The sequence below is a fragment of the Arthrobacter sp. Z1-15 genome (assembly GCF_054792395.1).
In genome coordinates this window covers 116,097-141,090 of record NZ_CP096454.1, presented here as the reverse complement: position 1 = coordinate 141,090, position 24,994 = coordinate 116,097, and the positions used below count along the sequence as shown (strand labels likewise).

General features: G+C 66.3%; 23 protein-coding genes and 3 tRNA genes. 11 read left to right on the top strand and 15 right to left on the bottom strand.

The window, feature by feature from the left end; genetic code table 11:
- Positions 1–59: 59 nt before the first annotated feature.
- From M1D40_RS00710 to M1D40_RS00690, 5 genes are all read right to left on the bottom strand, one after another.
- Positions 60–629 (bottom strand): Asp23/Gls24 family envelope stress response protein, encoded by a 570-nt coding sequence (locus M1D40_RS00710; protein WP_461169836.1) that lies wholly within the window; start codon positions 627–629, stop codon positions 60–62.
- A gap of 54 nt (positions 630–683) precedes the next feature.
- Positions 684–1,040, bottom strand: coding sequence for a pyridoxamine 5'-phosphate oxidase family protein (locus tag M1D40_RS00705; protein ID WP_461169835.1), 357 nt, complete (start codon positions 1,038–1,040; stop codon positions 684–686).
- Between the two features lie 213 nt (positions 1,041–1,253).
- Positions 1,254–1,329: transfer RNA gene (locus M1D40_RS00700), tRNA-Phe, on the bottom strand.
- Positions 1,330–1,387: 58 nt separating this feature from the next.
- Positions 1,388–1,461: transfer RNA gene (locus M1D40_RS00695), tRNA-Asp, on the bottom strand.
- Positions 1,462–1,520: 59 nt separating this feature from the next.
- Positions 1,521–1,593 (bottom strand) — tRNA-Glu (locus tag M1D40_RS00690).
- Between the two features lie 158 nt (positions 1,594–1,751).
- Between M1D40_RS00690 and M1D40_RS00685 the strand changes: the two genes are divergently transcribed.
- Together M1D40_RS00685 and M1D40_RS00680 are read left to right on the top strand one after the other, a co-directional pair.
- Positions 1,752–2,111 carry a metallopeptidase family protein gene (locus M1D40_RS00685; protein ID WP_341394749.1) on the top strand — a complete coding sequence of 120 codons (360 nt, stop codon included), beginning with the start codon at positions 1,752–1,754 and terminating at the stop codon, positions 2,109–2,111.
- A gap of 13 nt (positions 2,112–2,124) precedes the next feature.
- Complete coding sequence (locus M1D40_RS00680; protein ID WP_461169834.1) at positions 2,125–3,054, top strand: cation diffusion facilitator family transporter; 930 nt, start codon at positions 2,125–2,127, stop codon at positions 3,052–3,054.
- 82 nt (positions 3,055–3,136) lie between these two features.
- On the opposite strand, the gene M1D40_RS00675 is transcribed toward M1D40_RS00680, so the two are convergent.
- Positions 3,137–4,129, bottom strand: a complete 993-nt coding sequence (locus M1D40_RS00675; RefSeq protein WP_341394748.1) for a universal stress protein — start codon at positions 4,127–4,129, stop codon at positions 3,137–3,139.
- A 282-nt stretch (positions 4,130–4,411) separates the two neighbouring features.
- Here M1D40_RS00675 and M1D40_RS00670 point away from each other — a divergent pair, with 282 nt between their 5' ends.
- Together M1D40_RS00670 and M1D40_RS00665 are read left to right on the top strand one after the other, a co-directional pair.
- Entirely contained in the window at positions 4,412–5,047 is a 636-nt protein-coding gene (locus tag M1D40_RS00670) for an FAD-binding protein (RefSeq protein ID WP_461169833.1), read from the top strand.
- A 145-nt stretch (positions 5,048–5,192) separates the two neighbouring features.
- Complete coding sequence (locus M1D40_RS00665) at positions 5,193–6,623, top strand: NCS2 family permease (protein ID WP_461169832.1); 1,431 nt, start codon at positions 5,193–5,195, stop codon at positions 6,621–6,623.
- Between the two features lie 96 nt (positions 6,624–6,719).
- Here the strand turns inward: M1D40_RS00665 and M1D40_RS00660 are convergent, their stop codons facing one another.
- The 3 genes from M1D40_RS00660 to M1D40_RS00650 all read right to left on the bottom strand — a co-directional run bounded on the left by M1D40_RS00660 (position 6,720) and on the right by M1D40_RS00650 (position 9,642).
- The gene (locus tag M1D40_RS00660) at positions 6,720–7,586 is read right to left on the bottom strand and encodes a spermidine synthase (RefSeq protein ID WP_461169831.1); all 867 of its coding nucleotides are present in this window, start codon (positions 7,584–7,586) and stop codon (positions 6,720–6,722) included.
- A 118-nt stretch (positions 7,587–7,704) separates the two neighbouring features.
- Positions 7,705–8,049 (bottom strand): thiamine-binding protein, encoded by a 345-nt coding sequence (locus tag M1D40_RS00655; RefSeq protein ID WP_461169830.1) that lies wholly within the window; start codon positions 8,047–8,049, stop codon positions 7,705–7,707.
- 42 nt (positions 8,050–8,091) lie between these two features.
- Positions 8,092–9,642: an APC family permease gene (locus M1D40_RS00650; protein ID WP_461169829.1), complete on the bottom strand. Its 1,551-nt coding sequence runs from the start codon at positions 9,640–9,642 to the stop codon at positions 8,092–8,094.
- 297 nt (positions 9,643–9,939) lie between these two features.
- On the opposite strand from M1D40_RS00650, the gene pta reads away from it, so the two are divergent.
- The 4 genes from pta to M1D40_RS00630 all read left to right on the top strand — a co-directional run bounded on the left by pta (position 9,940) and on the right by M1D40_RS00630 (position 15,061).
- A complete protein-coding gene (pta, locus tag M1D40_RS00645; protein WP_461169828.1) occupies positions 9,940–12,012 on the top strand; it encodes a phosphate acetyltransferase in 2,073 nt (690 codons plus the stop codon).
- Positions 12,012–13,169 (top strand): acetate/propionate family kinase, encoded by a 1,158-nt coding sequence (locus M1D40_RS00640; protein WP_341394670.1) that lies wholly within the window; start codon positions 12,012–12,014, stop codon positions 13,167–13,169. Before pta ends, M1D40_RS00640 begins: the two co-directional genes overlap by 1 nt.
- A gap of 140 nt (positions 13,170–13,309) precedes the next feature.
- Positions 13,310–13,774: a hypothetical protein gene (locus M1D40_RS00635; protein ID WP_461169827.1), complete on the top strand. Its 465-nt coding sequence runs from the start codon at positions 13,310–13,312 to the stop codon at positions 13,772–13,774.
- A 102-nt stretch (positions 13,775–13,876) separates the two neighbouring features.
- Positions 13,877–15,061 (top strand): zinc-dependent alcohol dehydrogenase, encoded by a 1,185-nt coding sequence (locus M1D40_RS00630; protein WP_341394668.1) that lies wholly within the window; start codon positions 13,877–13,879, stop codon positions 15,059–15,061.
- Between the two features lie 57 nt (positions 15,062–15,118).
- Here M1D40_RS00630 and M1D40_RS00625 read toward each other — a convergent pair whose 3' ends face one another.
- The 3 genes from M1D40_RS00625 to M1D40_RS00615 are packed head-to-tail and all read right to left on the bottom strand — an operon-like array spanning position 15,119 to position 17,880.
- Complete coding sequence (locus M1D40_RS00625) at positions 15,119–15,634, bottom strand: metallophosphoesterase family protein (protein WP_461169826.1); 516 nt, start codon at positions 15,632–15,634, stop codon at positions 15,119–15,121.
- Between the two features lie 12 nt (positions 15,635–15,646).
- On the bottom strand, positions 15,647–16,042 hold the full coding sequence (locus tag M1D40_RS00620; protein WP_461169825.1) for a DoxX family protein: 396 nt from the start codon (positions 16,040–16,042) through the stop codon (positions 15,647–15,649).
- A complete protein-coding gene (locus M1D40_RS00615) occupies positions 16,039–17,880 on the bottom strand; it encodes a glycoside hydrolase family 15 protein (protein WP_341394665.1) in 1,842 nt (613 codons plus the stop codon). The genes M1D40_RS00620 and M1D40_RS00615 overlap by 4 nt, the downstream gene beginning before the upstream one ends.
- Positions 17,881–18,119: 239 nt before the next feature.
- On the opposite strand from M1D40_RS00615, the gene M1D40_RS00610 reads away from it, so the two are divergent.
- The gene (locus M1D40_RS00610) at positions 18,120–19,376 is read left to right on the top strand and encodes a DUF445 domain-containing protein (protein WP_341394664.1); all 1,257 of its coding nucleotides are present in this window, start codon (positions 18,120–18,122) and stop codon (positions 19,374–19,376) included.
- 72 nt (positions 19,377–19,448) lie between these two features.
- Here M1D40_RS00610 and M1D40_RS00605 read toward each other — a convergent pair whose 3' ends face one another.
- The 3 genes from M1D40_RS00605 to M1D40_RS00595 form a co-directional block, all read right to left on the bottom strand.
- Entirely contained in the window at positions 19,449–20,198 is a 750-nt protein-coding gene (locus M1D40_RS00605; RefSeq protein ID WP_341394663.1) for a hypothetical protein, read from the bottom strand.
- Between the two features lie 160 nt (positions 20,199–20,358).
- Positions 20,359–20,628, bottom strand: coding sequence for a GlsB/YeaQ/YmgE family stress response membrane protein (locus tag M1D40_RS00600; RefSeq protein ID WP_341394662.1), 270 nt, complete (start codon positions 20,626–20,628; stop codon positions 20,359–20,361).
- Positions 20,629–20,794: 166 nt separating this feature from the next.
- On the bottom strand, positions 20,795–21,424 hold the full coding sequence (locus M1D40_RS00595; protein ID WP_461169824.1) for an alpha/beta hydrolase: 630 nt from the start codon (positions 21,422–21,424) through the stop codon (positions 20,795–20,797).
- 348 nt (positions 21,425–21,772) lie between these two features.
- Here M1D40_RS00595 and M1D40_RS00590 point away from each other — a divergent pair, with 348 nt between their 5' ends.
- Together M1D40_RS00590 and M1D40_RS00585 are read left to right on the top strand one after the other, a co-directional pair.
- The gene (locus M1D40_RS00590) at positions 21,773–22,804 is read left to right on the top strand and encodes a 1-phosphofructokinase family hexose kinase (protein ID WP_461171090.1); all 1,032 of its coding nucleotides are present in this window, start codon (positions 21,773–21,775) and stop codon (positions 22,802–22,804) included.
- Entirely contained in the window at positions 22,804–24,984 is a 2,181-nt protein-coding gene (locus tag M1D40_RS00585) for a PTS fructose transporter subunit IIABC (RefSeq protein WP_461169823.1), read from the top strand. Before M1D40_RS00590 ends, M1D40_RS00585 begins: the two co-directional genes overlap by 1 nt.
- Positions 24,985–24,994: the final 10 nt, after the last annotated feature.

The following is a 24,994-nucleotide window of genomic DNA, read 5'->3' as shown; positions in this document are numbered from 1 at the left end:
GTGTTGCGTTTCCGGCTCTCTCCGACCCTATACCGCTTCCTCCCGCCCAGCCGTGTCGGCTAGGACGGAGTGGAGCCCGGACGTGCCTTGTCCGGCCGGCCCTCCGGGGCTCCGGGAATCTGGACGTCGTTCACGTCCACGTTCACTTCCACTACCCGCAGCCCCACGAGGGATTCCACCGCGGAGTAGACGGCGGTCCGAACTGCATCCGCGATCCGGGTGAGCGGGATCCCGTACACAGCCACCAGCGTGACATCGACGGCGACTTCGGTTTCCCCGACTTCCACGTGGACGCCCTGAGTGGCACTGGAGCCTCCCACGGCGTCGCGAACCGCGCCCAGCGCCCGGCCGGAGCCGGTGCCGAGGGCATAGACGCCGTCCACTGCACGGGCCGCGATGGCCGCAACCTTGGCCACGGCCTGCTCGCTGATGGCGGTCTTGCCGCCGATGTCCTCCGGACGGACAGCGGCGCCCGCGGAGGCAGCCGGGGCCCGGACGGCCGACGGCGCCTGCACCGGCGCGGGTGCGTGGCCCGGCGTGCGGTGAGCCGGAGCGGCAGCGTCCGTGGAGCCGCTGACGGCCGGGGGCGTACTGGCCGGAGGAAAGTTCTCATTCTGGGCGTCATCCATGATGCCCAGCGTATCCTGCAGCCCTCGTCCTTGGGCAGGCGGGCGTCCGGGTGCTCAACGCATTCCGACCCGGCGGCCGGTCACCAGTGCGGGCTCAATTCCGATGAAAACGTCACGCTGCCCGCCGCCCCAGGGCTCGGCCATGCGGCGCCCCCAGAGGATTGTCAGCAATTCGGAGTCATCCACCGCTGACGCCCGTCCGCTGAGCAGGACCGACCACCCGTCCATGCGCAGGGCATCGTGCTCGTCAATCTGGAAGGAGGCGTTCCGGTAGTCCAGGCCACCGCCCAGGACTCCCTCACGGGCGGTGCAGAAATAGACAGCCCTGTCATGGACCACATAGTTCACGGGGAACACCAGGACCCTGCCGTTGTCCTGATAGGCGACCCGTCCGGTCCCCTGGCTGGCCAAAAGTGTCCAGCATTCCGCTTCCGTCAGATCAACACTTTGGTGTGTAGCCGCAGTTTCCCACGCGAAACCCTGTGCTTCCGTCGCCATCATTGCCTCCGAGGTAGATTTCGGGACCAGTCAAGCGCAACAGGGCGGAATTTGGGAAGGGCAGCGGCGGCCGGGCGGCACAAGGACAAAGAAAAACCCCGGACTCTGTGAGTCCGGGGTTTTAGCTGGTGGCTCCGACCGGCGTCGATCCGGTGACCTTTCGATTTTCAGTCGAACGCTCTACCAACTGAGCTACAGAGCCGGGCATCATCGCAACCGATGATCACCGAGATCTTCCAAATCGCTTCAGAAAATCTGAGCGACCCTGACGGGACTCGAACCCGCGACCTCCGCCGTGACAGGGCGGCGCGCTAACCAACTGCGCTACAGGGCCTTGCTTTTCACGAGTGTAAACTCTACCAGCATTTCGCCGGCCCGATTACCACTCATGAGTACCCCCAACGGGATTCGAACCCGTGCCGCCGCCGTGAAAGGGCGGTGTCCTAGGCCGCTAGACGATGGGGGCCTTTAGAACACACCTGAGCGCTGCAAGATCGGAAGTTTCCGTTTGTTTGCGCCCCGGTGGACTCATAAAACTATAGGGCCTGTTGGGGAAAACAGCAAAACGGCTTCGGCAAGCACCGCCGGGGCGGGCCCGGTTAGAGTGGCTGGGTGCCCATAGACATGCTCCCCGAAGACTTCGAGACCGCAGTTGACGATGCCATCGACTCCATCCCGGCAGACCTGGCGGCGGCCATGAACAACGTCGCGATTTTCATCGAGGATGAGTACGTTCCCGGGCCGGGCGAGGATCCGGAAACCGAACTGCTGGGCATCTACGACGGGACGCCCCTGACGGAACGTGACTCCTGGTGGGACGCCGGTTCGCTGCCGGACCGGATCGTCATTTTCCGCGGGCCGCTGATGCGCATGTGTTCCTCCAGGGAGGAGCTGGTGCGTGAAATCCGCATCACTGTCATTCACGAGGTTGCCCACCATTTCGGCATTGACGATGCCCGGCTGCATGAACTCGGCTGGGGGTAGCTAGCCTTAAGGCATGGGAGATCATCACGGCCACAGCCACGGACTGCCGGCAGGCACCGCAACGGGACGACACCGGCGCAAGCTGCTGATCGTTTTCCTGATCACCTTCAGCGTGGTTTTCATTCAGGTGGCCGGTGCCCTGCTCTCCGGTTCGCTGGCCCTGCTGGCCGACGCCGGACATATGCTCTCCGACGCCGCCGGCGTTTCCATCGCCCTGCTGGCAGCGTGGATTGCCACCCGCCCGGCAACAAAGCGGCGGACGTACGGCTACCAGCGCGCCGAAGTCCTGGCGGCACTGGCCAACGCAGTCCTGCTGATCGTTATTGCCACCGTGATTTTCGTGGAAGCCGTCCGCCGTTTCGGCTCCGAACCCGAGGTGCACACGGGCCTGATGCTCGGCGCTGCGATCATCGGCGGACTGGCGAACCTCGCATCCCTGCTGGTGCTGCACAGCGGCCGCCGGGAGAGCCTGAACGTGCGCGGCGCCTACCTGGAGGTCCTGGGCGACCTGCTCGGCTCGGCCGCCGTCGTCGTTTCCGCGCTGGTCATCATGCTCACCGGCTACCAGCAGGCGGACACCTGGGCCTCCATCCTGATTGCGCTGATGATCCTGCCGCGGGCCTGGTCGCTGCTGAAGGAAGTCATCGACGTCCTGCTCGAAGCGACACCGCAGGGCGTGGACACCGAAATGATCCGCGACCACATTGTGAACGTGGAGGGCATCTCGGACGCACATGACATCCATATCTGGACGATCACGTCCGGTGTCCCCGTCTTCTCGGCGCACGTGGTGGTCGACGACGACCACCTCACCTCGGAACGGATGGATCAGCTCCTGGACCGGCTTACAAGCTGCCTGAGCCGGCACTTTGACACCGAGCACTGCACCTTCCAGCTCGAACCCGCCAGCCACGCCGTCCATGAAGGACACCAGCACGCCTGAGCGCCGGTGAAGCACTGGCCCGCCGTGTGAAGCACTGGCCCGCCGTGACCGGGGTGCCGGACAGACAGTCGAACCGAGCCGGTTATTCCTCGGGGAGCGCGCCGAACGCCGCGCGGTCCGCCAGGCGGGGGTCGTCGTGGTCGGGGACCACCATGACCGGCCCCTTGGCGTGGTGGAGGACGCTCTGGCTGGTCGATCCCATCAGCATGCCGGCGAAACCGCCCCGGCCGCGCGTTCCCAGCACCAGCAGCTCCACGGAAGCCGTGCGGTCAATGAGGATTTCCGCCGGCGGCCCGTCGATGAGCTGCACCGTCATGGCCAATTTCGGGAAATGGCTTTGCAGCCAGGCCCGGCCCGCCCGCAGCTGTTCGGAGATTTCCTCGTGCAGCGCTTCCAAATCCAGCGGTGCCGGCACCCACGCCAGGGACCCGGTGAACGGCGGCAGGGCACACAGGATTTGCAGCGGCAGGCCCCGGTTCATTGCCTGCTCCGCAGCCACAAGGGAAGCGGCCCGCCCCTGCTCCGAGCCGTCCACGCCCACCACCACCACGTCCTCGACGGTTTGCTCCGTCGGCGCCCCGGACGGAGGCCGGACCCCGGCTTCCGGCAGCCTGCCGGCGGTGCGCAGCGGGACCACAACCGTGGGGCACTTCGCATGGGCGGGCAGTGCGCTGGAAACCGAACCGAGCAGCCGGCCCACAAACCCGCCGCGCCCCCGCGAGCCGACAACCATGAGATCGGCCTGCTCGGAGAGCTCCAGCAGGACAGCCGCAGCGTCCCCGGTCTCCACCCGCGAGAAGACCTCAATGTCATACCTGCCAATACGCTCCAGCGCCTTGTTCAGCACCGACTGCGCACCCTCGCGGATGATGGCGTCATCCATGGTGGTGTATCCGGCGTCCATGGAGGAGGCGGCAAAAATGGGAACGGTGTAGGCGGTGACCACATGCAGTGGAGTCCTGCGGCGCTCGGCCTCCTTCGCCGCCCAGACCAGCGCACAGAGACTCTGGTCCGATCCGTCCACGCCGACGACAATGCCCGCCGATCCTTCCAGCCCGCCGTACTCGCTCCACATTGAAGTCACAGTGCCCCACCCCTTAGAGTTCCTCACCGGCTGCCGCGTTCTTCATCGAACATCCGGAACAGTGCTTGTTTTCGGTAGCCTACCGCGCCTGCTCCGCGCACGTTATCTCTGCTCAAACACGCCCGCCAAAGAACTACACAGAGGTGTCCGCGGACGCTAGGCTTCGGGGCATCACAACCGAAGACCGTCGCCGGGCAACCGGCTGACGCCCATCTGCGGGACCGGAAGAGGCGCCGGCCCCGCAGCCTTGATCTACGTCAGGGGGTTGCCTCGGTGGTTAAGACAACAAACGTCGCGGACAATGACGCACCCGCAGCGGCGGGACCGCGCACGGAAGCGACGGCCGCCGTCGTCATCGGCTGCGGACTGACGGGTTTGGCGGTGGCGAGCGAACTGAGCCGCCATGGAATTCATCCCGTCGTTCTCAACGGGCTCCGCCAGGACACCGAGCCGGCGCCCGGCCCTGTGCCTGATGCCTTGAGCCTTTCGGAGCGCACGGAACTGCTGCGTCTGCTGCACGGCTACGCTGCCGGGCATTCACTGGATATCCGCCGCAGCACCCCCGCAGAGGAGCTGGGCCCGCTGCGCGGTTCCGGCAGCCCGGACCCCGAGCCGGGCATGAAATGGGCCGTCCGGACCCGCCACGGAGTCCTGCTGGCGGACACCGTGGTGCTCGCCGGCTGCGGTCAGCCGGCACTGGTGAAACTGATCCGCACCCTCGGTTTCACGGCAGGCGCGGAACTGAGGAACGCCCTGCGCAGCGTTGGGCTCTACGTCGTGGGCGCCGGCGAGGTGCTGACTGCTCCCACCCGGGAGCTTCTGCGCCAGGCAAAGCGGGCCGGCCAAGAAATAGCTGCCCGCGATGCGGCACTCGACGGCGCTTCCGGCATCCGGACGGGCACTGCCTAAAGCACAGCACCGCAGAATGCGATGAATCTCACGCGGTATCCCCGCGTTCCGTGCAACCCGGGCCACGGTCTGCCCCGGAACCGGCGCGATAAGATCGGATGGCGGGATTCCCCTACCTAGCCATCACTCATTCAGAGGAAGCGTCATGCTCAAACAAGGTTCAAAGCTGGACCGGTATTTTGAAATCTCCAAAAGGGGCTCGTCCGTCTCCCGCGAAGTCCGGGGTGGTTTGGCTACATTTTTCGCCATGAGCTACATCGTGGTGCTTAACCCGCTGATCCTCGGCGGCGAGGATGGGGTAGGCAACACGCTGTCCGGCCCTGCCGTCGCTGCCGCCACCGCACTCGTGGCCGGCGTGCTGACCATCATCATGGGTGCCTGGGCCAAGCATCCTTTTGCCATGGCCACCGGTCTGGGCGTCAATGCCTTCGTTGCGGCGACCGTTGCCACCAATCCGGGCCTGACCTGGCCGGACGTCATGGGCCTGATCCTGCTCTCCGGTGTCACCATGTTCATTCTGGTGCTCACCGGGTTCCGGACCGCCGTCTTCAGGGCGGTTCCCGCCAGTCTGAAAACAGCCATCGTGGCGGGCATTGGCCTCTTCATTGCCATGCTCGGGTTCGTCAACGCCGGCTTTATCCGTCGGATACCCGATGAGGCGGGAACCACCGTTCCGCTGGAACTGGGCACCGGAGGCCAGCTGCTGGGCTGGCCCAGCCTGGTCTTTGTCTTCGGACTGGTCCTCACGATCGGACTGCTGGCCCGCAAGGTTCGGGGCGCGATCCTCATCGGCATCGTCGCTTCCACCATCTTCGCCGTGATCGTCGAGCTGGTGGCCTCACCGGGGTCACAGGGCGCCGGCGTAGCGACCGGCTGGTCACTGGTCACGCCGAGCATGCCCGAATGGGCGGCACCTGATCTCTCCCTGCTGGGCCAGGTCAGTGTCTTTGGATCCTTCGAAACCCTCGGCGTCGTTGCCGCGTCCCTGCTCGCGTTCGTGATCCTGTTGAGCATCTTCTTCGACGCCATGGGCACCATGGTGGGGCTGGCCACTTCGGCCGGTTCAATCGACAAGGACGGCAACATTCCGAACGTGGACCGCGTGCTCCTGGTGGATGCCGCCGGCGCCGTTGTCGGCGGAGCAGCCGGCGTCTCGTCCAACCAGATCTACGTGGAGTCCGGATCCGGCATTGCCGAGGGCGCCCGCACCGGCCTGGCCTCCGTGGTCACCGGCCTGCTCTTCATCGTCGCCATGTTCCTGACGCCGCTGATCTACCTGGTGCCCTTTGAGGCCGTTGCCCCGGCTCTGGTGGTTGTGGGTTACATGATGGTTTCGCAGGTCGGCAAGATCGACTGGAGCGACATAGGACTGGCCATTCCGGCGTTCCTCACGATCGCCCTGATGCCGTTCACGTACTCCATCGCCAACGGCCTCGGCGCCGGGTTTGTCACCTTCGCCCTGATCCGTGTTTTCCAGGGCCGCGGCCGGGAAGTCCACCCGCTGATGTACGTGGTTGCCGCAGCCTTCGTGCTGTTCTTCTCCGTGGGTGCCATTTCCTCGGTCCTCGGGGTTTAGGACCGGAACCGGCGCAGCAAAAGGCCATCCGAAGTGCTGGGCACTTCGGACGGCTTTCTTGTATCCGGAGCCGGCCCGGAACACCGTCCGGTCGGTTTATGCCGCCTGGGCGTCAGTGAGCGGGTGCGTCCCCGCCCCGAACGCCCGTACCTTGGCGTCGTCCCACAGGTGGGCGGGAACGCCGCCGCCCAGCAGTGTCCGGGGCAGCGAAGGGTGCCCGGCGAAGGGGAGGTCACTGCCGGCAATAATCATGTTCCCGTACCGCCGGCCCTTGAGCATGGCGGGGTCGGCAACGATGGCCGTATGCGCGAACACCGAGCACACAGCGGCAGCTTCGCGCCGGGCGCCTTTCAAATCCGGCGTGTCTCCGCAGTTCATGATGTACAGCCCGCCCGGCGCCAGGACGCGCGCCGCCTCGGCGGTGAACTCAAGGGTGGTCAGGGCCGGCGGGGTTTTGGCCCCGGCAAACACGTCCCGGATGATCAGGTCCCGGCTGTCGTCGTGGAGAGTTTGCGTCACTTCGCGGGCTTCCCCCACCCGCAGCCGCATCAGCGGCGCGCGGGGCAGGTCGAACCAGGCCCGCACCAGTTCGGCGAGGCGGCCGTCCAGCTCAACGACAACCTGGCGTGCGTTCGGGTAGCCCGCGGCAAAGTAGCGGGCGAGGGAGCAGGCGGCACCGCCCAGATGGAGCGCGCGCAGCTTCGCGTCGGCTTCCCAGTGGGTGTCAACCAGGGCGGCGATCCAGCGCATGTACTCAAAGTCGAGCTGGCGGGGATCTGCGACGTCGATGTGCGAGCTGTGCACGCCGTTGACTTTCAGGATCCAGCCGTTGGGATTGAACTGGTCCGGCAGGAGCTCGCAGGTTCCGGTGTCGATGGGGAAAGTACCGGCCACCGGCCCGGATTCAGGGGTCCCGCCCGGTTCGGAGACCGCTGGTCCCTTGCCCGGCCGCTGCCGGCCCATCAGGCCACCGTCCGGAGCGTCCGGACGTTCCAGGAGATGCGGGCGGCCGGGATCCGGCTGAGCGTGGGGGTCATATCCCCAGTTTAAGCGCCGCCGGCCCGGCCCCGGGCCAGCAGAATCAGGCTCCGGGCTCCCCGGAACGCTCCAGGGCTGCTTCCAGGCGTTCCACCTTGCCCTCAAGCTCGCCGGAATGGCCGGGCCGAATGTCCGCCTTAAGCACCAGGGATACCCGGCTGCCGTAGCGGCCCACAGCCTCCGTGGCGCGGCGGACCACCTCCATGACTTCGTCCCACTCCCCCTCAAGGGTGGTGAACATGGCATCGGTGCGGTTCGGGAGGCCTGACTCGCGGACAATCCGAACGGCGGCCGCGACGGCGTCGTGCACTGATGCATCCGCCGCACCGGGGCCAGCGGGGGTATCCGGACCGACGCCGGACGGGGCTACTGAAAAGGCAACTAACATGCCGCCCAGTCTGCCACCGCCGGCGTCAGGCGCAAGTCCGGACTAAGCTTCCGACGCGGGAGAGTGCTGCTCGCGTTCCAGCCGGTCGGCGCGCTCTGCCCGCTCCGCCGTGCGCAGGTCCGCGAATTTGTCATTCAGGCGGGAGTGACGCTGGCCGTACGCGAAGTACAGCAGGAACCCGACCAGCAGCCACCCGGCAAAGTAGATCCAGGTCTCCACGGCAAGGTTCGTCATCAGGTACAGGCACAGGACAGCCGAGAGGACCGGCAGCACCGGGCCGAAGGGCACCCGGAAAGCGGGCTTGAGGTCCGGGCGCTTCCGGCGCAGAACCAGCACGCCGGCGCTGACCACGACAAAGGCGGACAGGGTGCCGATGTTGATCATTTCTTCCAGCACGTCCACCTGGGTGAACCCGGCGACCAGTGCCACGAGCGTTCCGCACAGGATCTGCAGGCGGGCCGGAGTTGAGTGCTTGTCGCTGGTGCGGGAGAGGGAGCGCGGCAGCAGGCCGTCGCGGCTCATCGCGAGGACCACGCGGGCCAGGCCCATGAGCAGGACCATGATCACCGTGGTGAGGCCGATCAGGGAGCCGACGGCGATGACCTGCGCCGCCCAGGGGTTGCCCACCAGCGTGAAGGCAGTGGCGAGGTTCGGCGACTCGGCGGCGGCAAGTTCGGTGTAGGGAACCATGCCGGTCAGGGCCAGGGAAACGCCGATGTAGAGGAGGGTGACCACGGCCAGTCCGGCGAAGATTCCGCGCGGCAGGGTCTTGCCGGGATTCTTCACCTCTTCCGCAGAGGTGGCGACGACGTCGAACCCGATAAAGGCGAAGAACACGATGGCTGCGCCGGCGAAAACGCCCAGGGTTCCGTACTGCGCCGGGGCGGCACCGGTCATGAAGGAGAACAGCGACTGCTGCATGACGCCCTCGCTGCCCAGCGACTCAGTCGGCACGGAATCCGGGATGAACGGAATGTAATTCTCGGCCTTGACGTAGAAGAAACCAGCAACAATGACGAACAGCACCACGCCGATCTTGATCAGCGTAAAGATGTTGCCGACCTGGGCGGAGAGCTTGGTCCCCATGACCAGCAGTACGGTGAACACCGAAACGATCAGCAGGGGTCCCCAGGTGAGGTCCACGATGCCCAGGTCAATGGTGGCCGGTATGTCCAGGCCCATCAGGCTGAACACCTCACTGAGGTAGATGCCCCAGTACTTGGCAATCACGGCCGCCGCAGTGAACAGCTCCAGGATCAGGTTCCAGCCGATGATCCACGCCACCAGTTCGCCCATGGTGGCGTACGTGAACACGTAGGCGGAGCCGGCCACCGGAATGGCGGTGGCAAACTCGGCGTAACACATGATGGCCAAGGCACAGGTGATGGCGGCCAGGACAAAGGAAAGGGTTACGGCGGGGCCGGAAAAATTGGCCGCCGCGTTGGCTCCCACGGAGAAGATGCCGGCACCGACGGCAACAGCGACACCCATAATCATCAGGTCCCACGTGGTCAGCGTCCGCTTGAGCCGGCGTCCGGGCTCGTCGGCGTCCGCGAGGGAATCCTCGATGGGCTTGGTTCTGAAGAGACTCACGGTGGTCCTTGTGCTCTGGTATTCGTGAAAACTAACCGACCAATCGTAGGCCGCGGCGCGGCTGCCTCCAGTTTAATCCCACATGGTGAGACGCTGCAGTCCAGCCGGAGCTGCGCGACTGCCGATTCGGAGCACTGCTGCCGCATGTCCGCTAGCCACTGCCCGGCCCTTTTGGGAGGATAAGACTGTGTCCAGCACCACAGCACGGTGAGGCGAAACGCACCGCCATGCCGGCACGCTTCACCCAGCACGGGGCGCGGACCTCCCGCTCTCCAGCTCAGAGATCGGACAACAACCATGGCCCGCGGAATCTACATCAGTGCCATGACCCCGGGGTCGGGCAAGTCCCTTGTCACCCTCGGCCTGGCCGACATGCTGCTGCGCCACGCTGACCGCGTGGGGTTCTTCCGGCCAATTGTGGAAGGCAGCGAACCGGCGCAGGACCCGATGGTGCGGCTGATGCAGCGCAAGTTCAACCTCACGGCTGAAACAAGCCGGGGCGGGCTCACCCGCCGCGAAGTGCGCTCCCTGCTCGTAGCCGGTGAGCGCGGCGAGGTGGATTCCAGATGCCTGACGATCTACAACGAAGTTGCCGCCCACTGCGACGTGGTGATCATCGAGGGCACTGACCTTTCGGGGCACGACGTCGCCCTCGAGTTCGTCCTGAACGCCCGCCTCGCGAACAACCTGGGCGCCGTGGTGCTGGCGGTCGTCAACGCACGGGAGATGACAGTGCCGGAAACGGCCGATGCAGTGGACGTGGCCCGCCGGGAGCTGCATGACGCGCACTGTGACCTCCTCGCCATGATGGTCAACCGGGCGGAACCGGACGCGGTTGATGAGGTCAGGGCCGCCGTGCGCCCGGGAGCCTCCGGCAGGCCGGTGTACGTGATGCCCGAATTGAACGAGATTTCCCAGCCCTCCATGTCCGAGGTTGCCAAGGCACTGAATGCGCGGCAGGTGGCCGGCAGCGCATCTCTGGAACGCGATGTTGTCGGCATCAAGGTCGCCGCCATGACGGTGGGCAACTTTATCTCTCAGCTGGACCACGGCAATCTGGTGATTGCCCCCAGCGACCGGGCCGATGTCATGGTGGCCGCGCTGGCGTCCGCCGTTTCGCCGGAGTTCCCGGTGCCCAGCGGCATGCTCCTCACCGGCGGCCTGCCGATCGATCCCGGAATCCTGGCACTGCTGTCCCAGGCTCCGTTTCCGGTGTTCGCCGTCGACGTGGACACCTACTCGGCCGCCCGGCAGGTCAGCCGGGTCCGCGGGGAAATATCGTCGGGCCAGCGCCGCAAGGTGGCGGCCGCGTTGGGCGTCTGGACCCGCCATGTCGACGAACATGAGCTTCTGGAGCGCCTGGAGCTGCCCCGGCCGGAGAAAATCACCCCGCTCCGCTTCCTGAACCAGCTGATCGTCCGGGCCCGGGCGCAGCGCAAGCACATTGTTCTTCCCGAGGGCCTGGACACGCGGGTCCTGAGGGCGGCCGAAATCCTGCACCGCAGGGACGTCTGCTCGCTCACCCTGCTCGGGCCGGAAGGGGAGGTGCGGGAACTGGCGGCCAGCGAGGGGATCGACCTCAGCGGCACCACGATCATCAACCCGGCGACCAGTGCCCTGCGGGACGAGTTCGCCCGCGAATACGCGGAGCTGCGGGCCAAGAAGGGCGTCACGCTTGACGACGCCCAGGAACGTATGCTGCACGGGGCATATTTCGGGACCATGATGGTCCACCTGGGGCGTGTGGACGGAATGGTCTCCGGCGCGGCGCACACGACAGCCAACACGATCCGCCCGGCACTGGAATTCATCCGCACCAAGGAGGGGGTGGATATTGTGTCCTCGGTCTTCCTGATGCTGCTCGAGGACCGGGTGCTGGTCTACGGCGACTGCGCCGTAAATCCCGATCCGGATGCCAAGCAGCTGGCGGACATCGCCCTGGCGTCTGCGGACACCGCGGCGAGGTTCGGCGTGACGCCGAGGGTGGCGATGCTCTCCTATTCGACGGGTGCCTCCGGGCACGGCGAGTCGGTGGAAACGGTCCGGGAGGCCACGGAAATTGTCCGCAGCCGCAGGCCGGACCTTCCGGTGGAGGGCCCCATTCAGTACGACGCGGCGGTGGACGCCAGCACGGCCGCTTCCAAAATGCCCGGATCCGACGTCGCCGGGCACGCCACCGTTTTCATCTTTCCCGACCTCAATACGGGCAACAACACCTACAAGGCGGTGCAGCAGTCCGCCGGAGCAGTGGCGGTGGGGCCCATCCTGCAGGGACTGCGCAAACCGGTCAATGACCTCTCGCGCGGCTGCACGGTCGAGGACATCGTCAACACCGTGGCCATTACCGCGGTCCAGGCCCAGGAGGGCTGATGCTCGTACTCGTCATTAATTCCGGCTCCTCGTCCCTGAAGTACCAGGTGCGGGACACCGCCAACGGAGAACTCCTCGTTAAAGGGATCATTGACCGCATCGGCGAGGAAGCGGTGCCGGACCACGGCGCCGCCCTGGAGGAGCTGAGCCGCCGCCTGCCCGACGCGCTGGGCGGCCGAAGCATCGACGCCGTTGGGCACCGGGTGGTCCACGGCGGCGAGCGGTTCAGCGAACCCGTCCTGATCAACAACGAAATCGTACGGTCAATCGAACGCCTCAGCCCGCTGGCTCCGCTGCACAACCCGGCCAGTGCCCGCGGGATCCGGGCCGTGCATGACAAATGGCCGAAGATTCCCCAAGTGGCAGTTTTTGATACCGCCTTCCACCGGACACTGCCCGAGCAGGCCTGGCGCTATGCCCTGCCGAACAGCCTCTACCGGAAGTACGGCATCCGCCGCTACGGCTTCCACGGGACCAGCTACGGGTTTGTTGCCCCGGCCGCGGCACGGTTCCTGGGCATCGACCCCGGGGAATTCAATGCCGTCATCGCCCATTTGGGCAACGGAGCATCCGTCACGGCAATCCGGGACGGCAGGAGCATTGACACCTCCATGGGCTTCACCCCGCTGGAGGGGCTGGTCATGGGCACCCGCAGCGGCGACGTTGACCCGTCCATCCTGGTGTTCCTGCTCCGCGAAGGATACGACGCCGATTCCCTGGACAACCTGCTGAACCGGGAGTCGGGCCTCCTGGCACTGGGCGGTGCCTCGGACATGCGGACCCTGACTGAAGCGGCGGAAGGCGGGGACGAAGCGGCTGCCCTGGCGCTGAACGTTGCAGCCTACCGGCTGGCGAAATACATCGGTGCCTACCACGTGGCGGTGGAAGGAGCGCAGGCGCTGGTGTTCACGGCAGGCATCGGTGAAAACGCCTGGGAATTCCGCGAGCTGACGGTGAACCGGCTGGCAGCCCTGGGAATCACACTGGATCCGGAAGCGAACCGGAAACGCGGATCCGAAGCCCGCCTGATCAGCACGGCAGAGTCCGCTATTCCCGTACTGGTGGTCCCGACCGATGAGGAGGAAGCCATCGCCGAAGCGACCGCCGAAACGGTGGCGCGGGACTTTGCCTCGCCCGCGGGAGCAGCGAGCAGCTGACGAAACCTCCCGGATTACCCGGATGAGACTGAGTGACAGGCCGGTAATCGGTGGAAGGGACTGCCATTCCGCTGCCCTTTCGGCTACGGTCGAATACCGGTTAAGCAAAGGCCGGCCGCTCCTCGCCTGCGGAGAATCCCATGGAAAGCTTCAGCTCACGGGAACACCCGTCCTTCGAACATTCGCTCCGGGTTCTGGTCCGGATCGACACCCAGCTGCAGCTTGCCTGCTTGGAAGTGCGAGGGTGCCTCACCGCGGACACCTGCTCCACGCTGATGAACATCCTGACCCACACCGGTACTCTGGGCGCGGCGGTGAGCGTGAATCTGCTCCGGGCCGCGCACGTGGAAGAGGAAGCCCTTGAACTGCTGTGCGCCGGCGCCGGGGCTGCGGTTGATACCGGTGCCGAGACACGGCCGGTCGAGATCCTGGCACCGCCGGACCTGCCGGTCTGCCGCCTCGATCCGGTTCCGGCAGCCCAGGCACCACCGGGTGCGGGCTCCTGGGGTCTGGCCCTGACCAACGAAGACGCCGCCACACTGATCACACAGAGGGATTCGCAGGTTCTGGCGGACCGGAACGGCTGCCGGCCGCGGAAACGGTAACCGAACGCGCGCCGCTTCCGGATGTTTTGTCAGTAACCTTACTATTTGTAAGAATGGGGGTTACGTCCAAAGCACCCAAAGCAATCAGCAGGAGGTTCGCGCGTGAGAGCAGTAACTTGGCAGGGAAAGCAGTCCGTCAGTGTCGAAAGTGTTCCGGATCCGGTGATCCAGGAACCCACTGACGCCATCATCCGCGTCACGTCCACTGCAGTCTGCGGCTCGGACCTGCACCTGTACGGCGTCCTGATGCCCTACATGAAGGAAGGGGACATCCTCGGCCACGAGTCCATGGGCATCGTGGAAGAAGTCGGCTCGGCAGTCACCAACCTCAAGAAGGGCGACCGCGTGGTCATCCCCTTCCAGATCTCCTGCGGCAGCTGTTTCATGTGCCGGCAGGGCCTCCAGACCCAGTGCGAGGTGACCCAGGTCCGTGAAAAGGGAATGGGCGCCCAGCTCTTCGGCTTCTCCGAGCTGTACGGCTCGGTACCCGGCGGTCAGGCGGAATTCCTCCGCGTGCCGCATGCGGACTACGGCCCCATCAAGGTGGGCTCGGAACTGCCGGACCACCGCTACCTGTTCCTCTCCGACATCCTCCCCACTGCCTGGCAGGGCGTGCAGTACGCCAACGTGCCCGACGGCGGCACCCTGGCCGTTTACGGACTGGGCCCGGTGGGCCAGTTCGCAGCCCGCATCGGGACCCATCTCGGCTACCGCGTGATCGGTGTCGATCCCGTGGCGGAGCGCCGGAAGCTCGCCGAACAGTACGGCGTGGAAGTCCTGGACCTGCAGAAGGACGTAGCCGACGAATTGCGTGAAATGACTGACGGGCGCGGCCCCGACTCGGTGGTGGACGCCGTCGGCATGGAAGCCCACGGCTCCCCGGTGGGCAAGGCCGCCCAGACTGCGGTTGGCCTGCTGCCGGACAAGCTGGCACAGAAGGCCATGGAGAACGCCGGTACCGACCGCCTCTCAGCCCTGCACGGCGCCATCGACGCGGTCCGCCGCGGCGGTACGGTCTCACTCAGCGGCGTGTACGGCGGCACGGCCAGCCCGATGCCGCTGATGAACATGTTCGATAAGCAGCTGAATCTGCGCATGGGCCAGTGCAACGTCAAGCGCTGGATCGATGACCTGATGCCGCTGGTCGAGGATCCCGCCGATCCGCTGGGTGTCACCAACCTGGTCACCCATCAGGCCAGCCTGGAAGACGCCCCGGAGCTGTACGAGAAGTTCCAGAAGAAGGAAGACGGCTGCATCAAGGTCGTCTTCCAGCCCGGAAGCAACTAAGCAGTCCCGTCTGCTGCCCCGCCCGTCCGCATTTAGGAGGGGCGGGGCAGCAGTCGTTTAAGCCGCGGGCCTTCGCGGCGGGAGCCGCACCAGCTCGGAGTCCACGGTTGTGCCGTCCACCGTGACGCGCAGGTAGGTACAGAAGGGCTGCCGGCGCCGGTCGGTCGGCGAGCCGGGGTTCAGCAGCCTCAGGCCGTGCGGCGTCACCGTGTCCCACGGGATATGGCTGTGCCCGAAGATCAGCAGGTCGGTGTCCGGGAACTGTTCGTCCATGCGCCGTTCCCGGCCCGCTGCCGGGCCGGTTTCATGAATGACAGCCAGACGGACCTCTTCAACGGTGGCGGTGGCCACCAGGGGCAGCCGGTCCGGCAGCGCACCGCCGTCGTTGTTGCCGTAGCAGGCGATCAGCCGGCGGGAGCGCCGCAGCATCTCGTCCAGCGCGTCCTCGCTGACCCAGTCGCCGGCGTGGACAACGGCGTCGGCCGCCTCAATGTCCCGCCACAGCGATTTGGGAAGTTCCTTCGCCCGCTTGGGCAGATGGGTGTCGGAGAGCACCAGCAGGTGTGTAGCCACGGTCCGGCCCTCCTACCGGCGCAGGCTCCAGGCCCATCGGATCAGGGGCAGCTGCAGCGGCAGGCGGGCCAGGTGGATGGCCTTCTGCTGATCGGAGCCGCGCGATCCGAAGGCGCGCTGCAGGGCGCTGAGGTGCCCTGCGATGAAGGCAACGTACATCAGCGTCGTTGCCGTGGCCGCAGCCCGGCGTGTGGCCGGCAGCAGGAGGCCGGCGGCTGCGGCGAACTCCAGGCCGCCGCTCAGATGCGTCCACTGCCGGCGCGTCATCACGCCGAGCTTGCCGCCGGTGTCAGTGCTGATGCTCCGGGGCACCACGGCGTTGTAGAACTTGGGATTGCGGAAATGGTTCACGGCGCTAATGGTCAGCAGGGAGGCCATGGCGGCGGCTGAAATGCTGTGGCGGTTCATGTGCTTCTTTCACTGGGGGAAACTGCGCCGGTGGGCACAGGGGACGTCCGGCCCGGCAGCCGGGCTGCGTTGTTCAGCGCATCTGCGGCCCGGACCAGGGCAAGGTGGGAAAAAGCCTGGGGGAAATTCCCGGCCATGGTGCTGTTTACCGGATCGTACTCCTCACTCAGCAGACCCAGCTCATTGGAATAGCCCACCAGCTGGTCCATGAGGGCGGCGGCTTCCTCTTCCCGGCCGGTCGCGGCGTACTGCTCCACCAGCCAGAAGCTGCAGGCGAGGAAGGGGTTTTCGCCGCCGGGCAGGCCGTCCACCCCGGTTTGGGTGGCGTAGCGCAGCAGCAGCCCGGATTCGGTCAGCAGATCCTTCTCCAGCCGCGCCACCGTGCCGAGCATGCGTTCGTCGTCGTACGGCAGGAAACCGACCTGGGGCAGCTGTAGGAGGGAGGCATCCACCTCCGAGCTGCCGTAATACTGCGTAAACGACCCCAGTTCGGGGTTGTACCCGCGGTTCAGGATTTCCTCGCGCAGTCCGTCCCGCAGGGCATCCCACAGTTCCACCGGCCCGTCCAGGCCGTAGGTCCGGGCCGCGGCCGCCGCCCGGTCAAAGGCGGCCCACATCATGACGCGGGAGTGGGTGAAGTGCTGCGGTTCGCCGCGCATTTCCCAGATGCCGTGGTCCTTGTCTTCCAGGTGGCGCTCCAGGAAGGACATCAGGGCGCGCTGCAGCGGCCAGGAGAAGTGGTCCTCGGCCACCCCGTTCTCCCGCAGCTTGGCCAGCGCCACCATCACTTCGCCGACGACGTCGGCCTGGTACTGGCTGACGGCCCGGTTTCCCACCCGGACGGGAACGGCTCCGCGGTAGCCGGAGAACTGTGTCAGGATGCGTTCGGGCAGGTCACGGGCACCGTCCACGGCATACATGATCTGCAGGTCCTCCGGATCCCCCGCCACCGCGCGGAGCAGCCAGTTGCGCCACTGCAGCGCTTCATCCGCATAGCCGTGGCCCAGCATGGCTTCCAGCGTCAGGGCCGCATCCCGCAGCCAGCAGTAGCGGTAGTCCCAGTTCCGCTCCCCGCCGGCGACTTCCGGAAGCGAGGTGGTGGGGGCCGCCACAATGCCGCCGGTGGACTCGTGCGTGAGCGCCCGCAGCACCAGCAGGGAGCGCCGGACCGCCGGCATGTACTTCGGTGCAGGTTTGCAGTGCGCCGCCCAGCTTTCCCAGTAGGCGGCCGTGGCCTCCAGCGCGGCATCGATGTCCGTCAGTGCGGGAACGGCGGAGTGTGAACGGAACCAGGTGAGCTCCAGGTCCACCTGTTCCCCGGCCTTAACGCTGAACCTGCCCACGTGGCGGTGGTCTTCGGCCAGGGGCAGGTTTCCTCCGCGCAGCACCAGTGCGCTCGGTCCGGCAATGGCCAGCAGGCGTTCTCCGTGCGGGTACGGGTCCCGGCGCATCCACGGCAGGACGGTGCCGTAGTTGAAACGAACCTCCAGCTCCTGGCGCATATCCACGGTGCCGCTGATTCCCTCCACCCGCCGCACGATCGAGGCACGGCCGTCCCCCACAGGCATAAATTCAGTGACCAAAACACTTCCGGTTTCGGTGGCCCAACGGGTCTGCAGAATGAAGGTGGAGCCCGCGTAGCTGCGGTGGACGACGTCGGCGGCTCCGTCCGGCGCCAGCAGCCAGCGTCCGTGGTCCTGCGTTCCCAGCAGCGCCCCGAATACCGACGGCGCATCAAACCGGGGCAGGCACAGCCAGTCAATGCTTCCCCGCCGGGATATCAGGGCACCCGTGTGAAGGTCAGACACGAGCGCGTAGTCCTCAATCGGAGCAGCCATCATCCCACTCAATCACACGGCTGCAGCTTGTCCTAGGACACCGCAGGGCGCCCCGCGTTTGCCGAGATGGCACCCTGCGCAGCAGACTGACAATATTGGCTGGAGACTATATTCGGCTCGCCGGCTCCTGCCCCGCGCCGAACCGGCCGGGGCACGCGGTCCGGCACAAGCACGAGGAGCGGCATGACCTTACTTTCGACACATCCCGTCCGGCGCGTCCGGACCGGCGGAGCCCGCGCATGAGCGTCCCGCTGCTGAACGACGTCGAGCGCGCCGCAGGCCTGCGGCGGATGAAGATGCTGGCCACCGGCCTGCTTGTGCTGCTGGCGGTCATTTTCGTCTTTTCGTTCGCCCTGCAGGACCGCTACCCGTGGCTGCAGTACGTCCGTGCCGCAGCCGAGGGCGGCATGGTGGGCGCGCTGGCCGACTGGTTTGCCGTCACGGCGCTCTTCAAGCACCCGATGGGCGTAAAAATCCCGCATACCGCGATCATTCCCCGCAAGAAGGACCAGATTGGCGCCTCCCTGGGGCAGTTCGTGGAGAGCAACTTCCTTTCCGAGGAGGTCATCCGCCAAAAGCTCGGCTCCATGGAACTCGCGCAGAAGGCAGGAGCCTGGCTGGAACGCCCGGAGAGCGCAGCCCGCGTGGCGACCGAAGGATCGGCGGCAATCCGCGGCATCCTGCGCGTCCTGGATGATGACGCCGTCAAGAGCGTCCTGGAGTCCATGTTCCGGCGCCACGTGGTGGACCCGCCCTGGGGCCCGCCCATGGGCCGGGTGGCGGAACGGGTCTTCGACGAGGGCCACCACCACCAGCTGGTGAACCTGGTGGTGGACAGCATCAGCGACTGGGTGGCCGCCAACCCGGATGTCATCTCCGAACTGGTTACCCAGCGCTCGCCGTCCTGGGTGCCGTCCTTTGTGGATGACCTGGTGGGAGACCGCGTGCAGGTGGAGGTCCGGCGCTTCCTGACCGCCGTGCAGGAGGACCAGCACCACGAGCTGCGCCGCGCCCTGGACGACTACCTCAAGGGCCTGGCCCGGGATCTGCAGGAAGACCCGGCCGTGATGGCCAAGGCAGACGCCATCAAGGAACAGGTCCTCGACGATCCCCGGGTCCAGCAGCTCATCACCCAGACCTGGGCCACCATCAAGAATGCCCTGACCACCGCCGTCGACGATCCGGACAGTGAGCTGACGCGGAACTTCAAGGCTGCCGTACAGGACTTCGGCCGCCGGCTGAGCACCGACGCGGAACTCGCCGCGAAGGTGAACACCTGGATCGCCGACGGCGCCGGCTACCTGGTCAAGACGTACAGCAGCGACATCGCCGCGGTGATCACCGAAACGGTTGAGCACTGGGATGCACAGGAGACGTCCGAGAAGATCGAGCTCCAGGTGGGCAAGGACCTGCAGTTCATCCGCATCAACGGCACGGTGGTCGGTTCGCTGGCCGGCCTGGCGATCTTCAGCATCGCGCACGCGGTCTTCGGCTAGGACTGCGCCCGGACCGCCGGACCGGGCAGACGCCCGGCCGGAAAGGGCCGGGCGTCGGGACCGGCGGGCGGTTTACGAATCGCTCTCCGGAAGCTTCCGCAGGTCGTCCGCCAGTTCGCCGGGGATGCTCTCCGGAGCCGGGCCGAAGGCCTTCCGTGCCGTCTTGATGACCCCCTTGCCCATTGCGTGGTTGCCCGCGCCGCCCACCACTGCGCCAACTCCGAGCGGCAGCGCGCGGCCCAGCATGGCAGTGCCCTGGCGGGCAATGATGCGCTTGGTGAACTGCCTGCGGATCGAGGAACCCACACTGCCCATCACTCCGGAGGACATGCCGCCCAGCGAGCTGGCCCAGGGCTTGGCTCCGCGTCCGGCAACGGACTGCATCATGGCAGTTCCTTCTTCGCCCAGCATGATGGCCATGACCATGGTCCGTGACCGCTCAGGATCCAGCAGGTGCACGCCGTGAAGTTCAGCCACGGACTGGGCAAAAAGCGCCGTGGCTTCGAGGAAGCCCACGGTTGCTGCCGCGGACAGGCCCAGGGCGGCCATGGTGCCGATGGCGGGTACGACGGCGGTGGCTCCCACAGCGGCTCCCCCGCCCGTCACGGTGGCCAGGTAGTGCTTCTCGATGATCGTCACCAGTTCCGCCGGCGTCGCGTGCGGATGCTTGCGCTGCAGCCTGCGGATGTTGGCCAGGACCAATGGACGCTGGACCTCGACGGCCCGTTCCATTGCCCTCAGGAGTCCGGCTTTCGGTGTTCCGTCCTTCTCGAAGACGGCCCCTCCGGCAACCTTGAAGGCACGGTTGGATGCAAAACCCACGGCAACGCTCCTTTTCCAACTTCGGCGAACCGGCGCGGTGACCCGGCCGGGTTAAGCCTACGTGAGGGTGATACGAAAAAAGCGGGGCCGGCGGAAATCCGCCGGCCCCGCTGCCTGCAGCTAGTGCAGGGGTCCGCGCCGAGGCGCGGAACTCATGAAACTAGGCGCGGTTGCCACTCTTGCGAGTAACGAAGCCGTAGATCACGAGGACAACGAGGGAGCCCAGGATGGCTACAAGCCAGGTCTCGATGGAGAAGAACTCGTTGATGTCAGCGCCGAAGAGTGCGCCGCCAATCCAGCCGCCGAGCAGGGCGCCGATGACGCCGAGGACCAGAGTAGCGATCCAGCCGCCACCCTGACGGCCCGGAAGGATAGCCTTTGCGATTGCACCGGCGATAAGACCCAGAATAAGGAAAGCAATGAAACCCATGATGTACTCCTTGCTGTGTGAACGAGTGATGATTTCGTTGTTTTACTGAGCGACCTGTGGGCCGCGCTTTCCTCCACTCTACTTCATAAGCATGCTTAGGTAGTAGTCGAAGTCGATTTTTCTTCGTCGGTTATCAATGTTAGGCCCCTTTGTATTTCGCGTCAGATCAAGGGGAAGGCAATACATAACGGCGCAAAAAGATTCCCACATCACGGACCTCTTCGGACCCGATGGAGTGCCCCATCCCGGGATACGTCCGTGCCGTCAACGCCGTATTTTCCCGAAGCCAAATCTCCGTATGGAAAATCGCATCTTCATTGATCACCCAGTCGTTTCGGTCCCGCCCCCAAAAGTACGGAACCGGCTCCGGCAGCGGTTCGGCCATGGCCAGCAGTTCGTTTTCGGCGATAAAACCGGACAGTCCGACAACGGCGTCGAAGCCGGCCGGACGCAGCCGCAGCAGCGTGGTCGCCATGGCCATGCCCTGGGAGAACCCGAGCAGTGAGACACCCGTGAAGGCGCCTTCGGCCCGGATGCGGTCCACCCGGGAGAGCAGCCCGGCTGCAGCCTCCAGCACGTCGGAGGTGTCCGAGCCGAGGTAGGGATCCAGCAGGAACCACCCGAAGGAATCCCCCACGGGGAAGCTGCCGCGCAGGGCAACACCGGTGATTCCGGCGGGAAGCGACGGGAAAAGGCGGACCATTCCGGCTTCATCGGCGCCGTAGCCGTGCAGCATCACCAGGAGATGGGTCCCGGAGCGGGCATCCGCGGGCGCCGACCACGATTCAATGTGCATCCACCCACCCTAAACCGCCGCCCTGCCCGCTTCTGCCCGCTTCTGCCCGGAGGTGCACAGCTGCCCGCCGGCATTGCTCGGCGGAGGCCGCCGCCAAGCAATGTGCCGCGGCGGAGGTCCGTCCCGGCGCAGGACATTGCACGCGCCAATCTCCCAAAAGTACGCTGGACAGAGCGCACCGGACGTGGTGCGCGCCACAGCCTGCGGGTGCTAATGCCTGAGCTCCCAACCAACACCAAACCAACACCGGCCAATGATTCCCCCACAGCAGCAGCACCGGCGAGCGCCACAGCCGCCCGGAGCCGGCTGAAGCTGCAGCACTCCCAGGAGCCCAACCATGGTGGTTCAATGATCGTCACCCTCACCGTCAATCCCAGCTTGGACCGGACCGTTGAACTGCCCGGGACACTGGTCCGCGGCGCCGTGCAGCGCGCCGCGGCCATCAGCGAAGACCCCGGCGGCAAAGGCGTCAACGTCTGCCGGGCCCTGAGCGCCTCCGGGGTCCGGGCGGTAGCCGTCCTTCCGGGCCGCGACGATGATCCCGTGATGGCCGGGCTGCGCACGGCAGGTGTCAGCTACGCCAATCTGCCCATAGCTGCCACGCTCCGGAGCAACATCACGCTCACGGAGCCGGACGGAACCACCACCAAGATCAACCTCCCGGGCCCGCCCCTCGACGCCGGAGAACAGGAAGGCCTCATCAACCTGCTGGTCACCACGTGCGCTGCCGGCGAGGACGGCTCCCCGGCGTCCTGGCTGGTGCTTGCCGGCTCCCTCCCGCCGGGTGCGTCACCGGATCTGTATGCACTGGTTGCGCATGCCGTCCGGCAGCGCTTCGGAGACCGGGCGCCGCGGATTGCCATTGATTCCTCCGGCCCGCCGCTTCTCGGGGCGCTCCTCCACAACGCCACCCCGGACCTGCTCAAACCCAATGCCGAGGAGCTGGCGGAGGTGACCGGAATAGGGACCGAGGATGAACTCGAAGCGGATTCCGGCCTGGCCGTCAGCGCGGCGCGGACGTTGATCGCCCGGGGTGTCGGCGCAGTCCTGGCGACCCTCGGCCCCAAGGGGGCGCTGCTGGTCACGGCCGACGGCGCCTGGCACGCAACCCGTCCTCCCGTGGAGGCCCGCTCCACCGTGGGCGCCGGCGATTCTTCGCTGGCGGGTTTCCTTCTCGCCGACGTCGCCGGAGCGCCGCCCCGGGACTGCCTGCGCCAGGCCGTCGCCCACGGAGCCGCGGCAGCCTCCCTGCCGGGCACCACTGTCCCGACACTCGCCCAGACCGATCCCGGCGCGGTGACCGTGACGGAGATAGCCGGCACCGTCGCGGGCCCGCACACCAGCTCAACCCGGGCAGCATCCACCAAGGAGGAAGACTAATGTCTGAACTCATCACTCCGGAGTTGGTCACGCTGGACCAAAACCTGGGATCTGAACGGTCCGAGGTGATCCGCCACCTGGTCCAGAATGTCGTCTCGACCCACCGTGCCACGAGTTTCGAGGACCTTTATTCCGATGCGATGGCCCGCGAGGCCAAAACGGCAACGGGTGTTCCCGGCGGCATAGCCATTCCGCACTGCCGGTCCGCTGCCGTTACCCAGCCCTCGCTGGCCATGGCCCGCATCAGCCCGCCGGTGGAGTGGGGCGCCAAAGACGGCCCGGCGGACATTGTCTTCTTCATTGCCGCGCCCGAGGGTGCGGACCAGGAGCATCTGCAGCTGCTGGCCAAACTGGCCCGCTCCCTGATCAAGAAGAACTTCACCGCGGCACTCCGGACGGCACAGTCCCCCGCGGAAATCGTGGAACTGGTGGACGGCGCACTCGGCCTGGGTCCCGTTCCGGAATCGCAGGCCGGAGCGGCTTCAGGGACAGCCGGTGCGGCGGGTTCCGGAGCGGCCGGCGCTGCCGCTTCCACAGCCGGTGCTCCCGGCGGCGCCCACACCGCAGGCGCCAGGACATCCGGCGTTAGTGCCGGGGAAGGAAACGCCGGGGCGGCGGAAGCGGATCCCCTGACCGGGGAGCAGGCCGGGGGACGGTCCGGCAGCGGGGAGACCCGGCGGCTTGTCGCCGTCACAGCCTGCCCCACCGGCATTGCCCACACGTACATGGCTGCGGACTCCCTGGCGGCGGCGGCAGCGGAGCGCGGCATCGACCTGCAGGTGGAGACTCAGGGATCGGCGGGCTCCACCCCGCTGGATCCCTCGGTGATCCGGAACGCGGATGCCGTTATCTTTGCGACCGATGTCGATGTGCGGGACAAGGGCCGCTTCGCCGGCCTGCCCGTGGTCAGCGGCCCCGTGAAGCGGGGCATCGACGAGCCGGGCGTGATGATTGATGAAGCACTCGCTTCCGCAAAGGACCCCAATGCGCGCCGGGTTGCCGGCGGCGGAGGTTCGGGAGGCGAGGAACGGGACTCCGACAGCAGCGGCGGCGGCGAGGGTTTCGGCGGCCAGCTCAAGCGTGCGCTGCTCACCGGCGTCAGCTACATGATTCCGTTTGTTGCCGGCGGCGGACTGCTGATTGCCCTGGGCTTCCTGCTCGGCGGGTACGAACTCTCGCTGGCCGACGACGACGGCAACCTCACCGGTGACCTCATCCTCGACGGGAACACGCTGTTCAACCCCGGGGAGGAAGGCCTGCTGACCTATCTCGGCGCCGTGTTCTGGAAGATCGGCAACCTGTCCCTCGGCTTCCTGGTGCCTGCGCTGGCCGGCTACATCGCCTACGCGCTCGCCGACCGTCCCGGCATTGCCCCAGGCTTCACGGCCGGCGCCGTCGCCATCTTTATGGACGCCGGATTCATCGGCGGCATCATCGGCGGCCTGCTGGCCGGCTACGTTGCCAAGTGGGTGGGCAGCTGGCAGGTGCCGTCCTGGCTGCGGGGACTCATGCCCGTGGTCATCATTCCGCTCGTTGCCTCCCTGATAGCCTCGGGCCTGATGATCCTGGTCCTGGGCGGACCGATTGCCGGCCTAACCCTCGCCCTCAACGACTGGCTGACCGGACTGTCGGGGGCTGCCGCCGTCGTGCTGGGCATTATTCTGGGCCTGATGATGGGCTCGGACCTCGGCGGCCCCATCAACAAAGTTGCGTATGCCTTTGCCGTCGCCGGACTCGGCGAAGGCAGTTTCGAGAACCAGGCACCCTGGCAGATCATGGCGGCAGTCATGGCCGCAGGCATGGTTCCGCCGCTGGGCATGGCGCTGGCCACCGTCCTGGACAAGCAGCAGTTCTCGATGGCCCTGCGGGAAAACGGCAAGGCTGCCTGGCTGCTGGGTGCCGCCTTCATTTCGGAGGGAGCCATTCCGTTTGCCGCAGCGGACCCGTTCCGGGTTATCCCCTCCTGCATGGTCGGCGGTGCCGTGGCGGGTGCCATCTGCATGGGCACCGGCGTCACGTCGCAGGCCCCGCACGGCGGGATCTTCGTCTTCTTCGCCATCGGCAACGTGCTGATGTTCATTGTGGCTATCCTCGCGGGAATGGTGGCCTCAGGATTGATCTATGTTGCCCTTAAGCGTCTGACGGCGCGCAAGCGCACGGAGGAGCCTGTCATTGCATAACCCACCATCC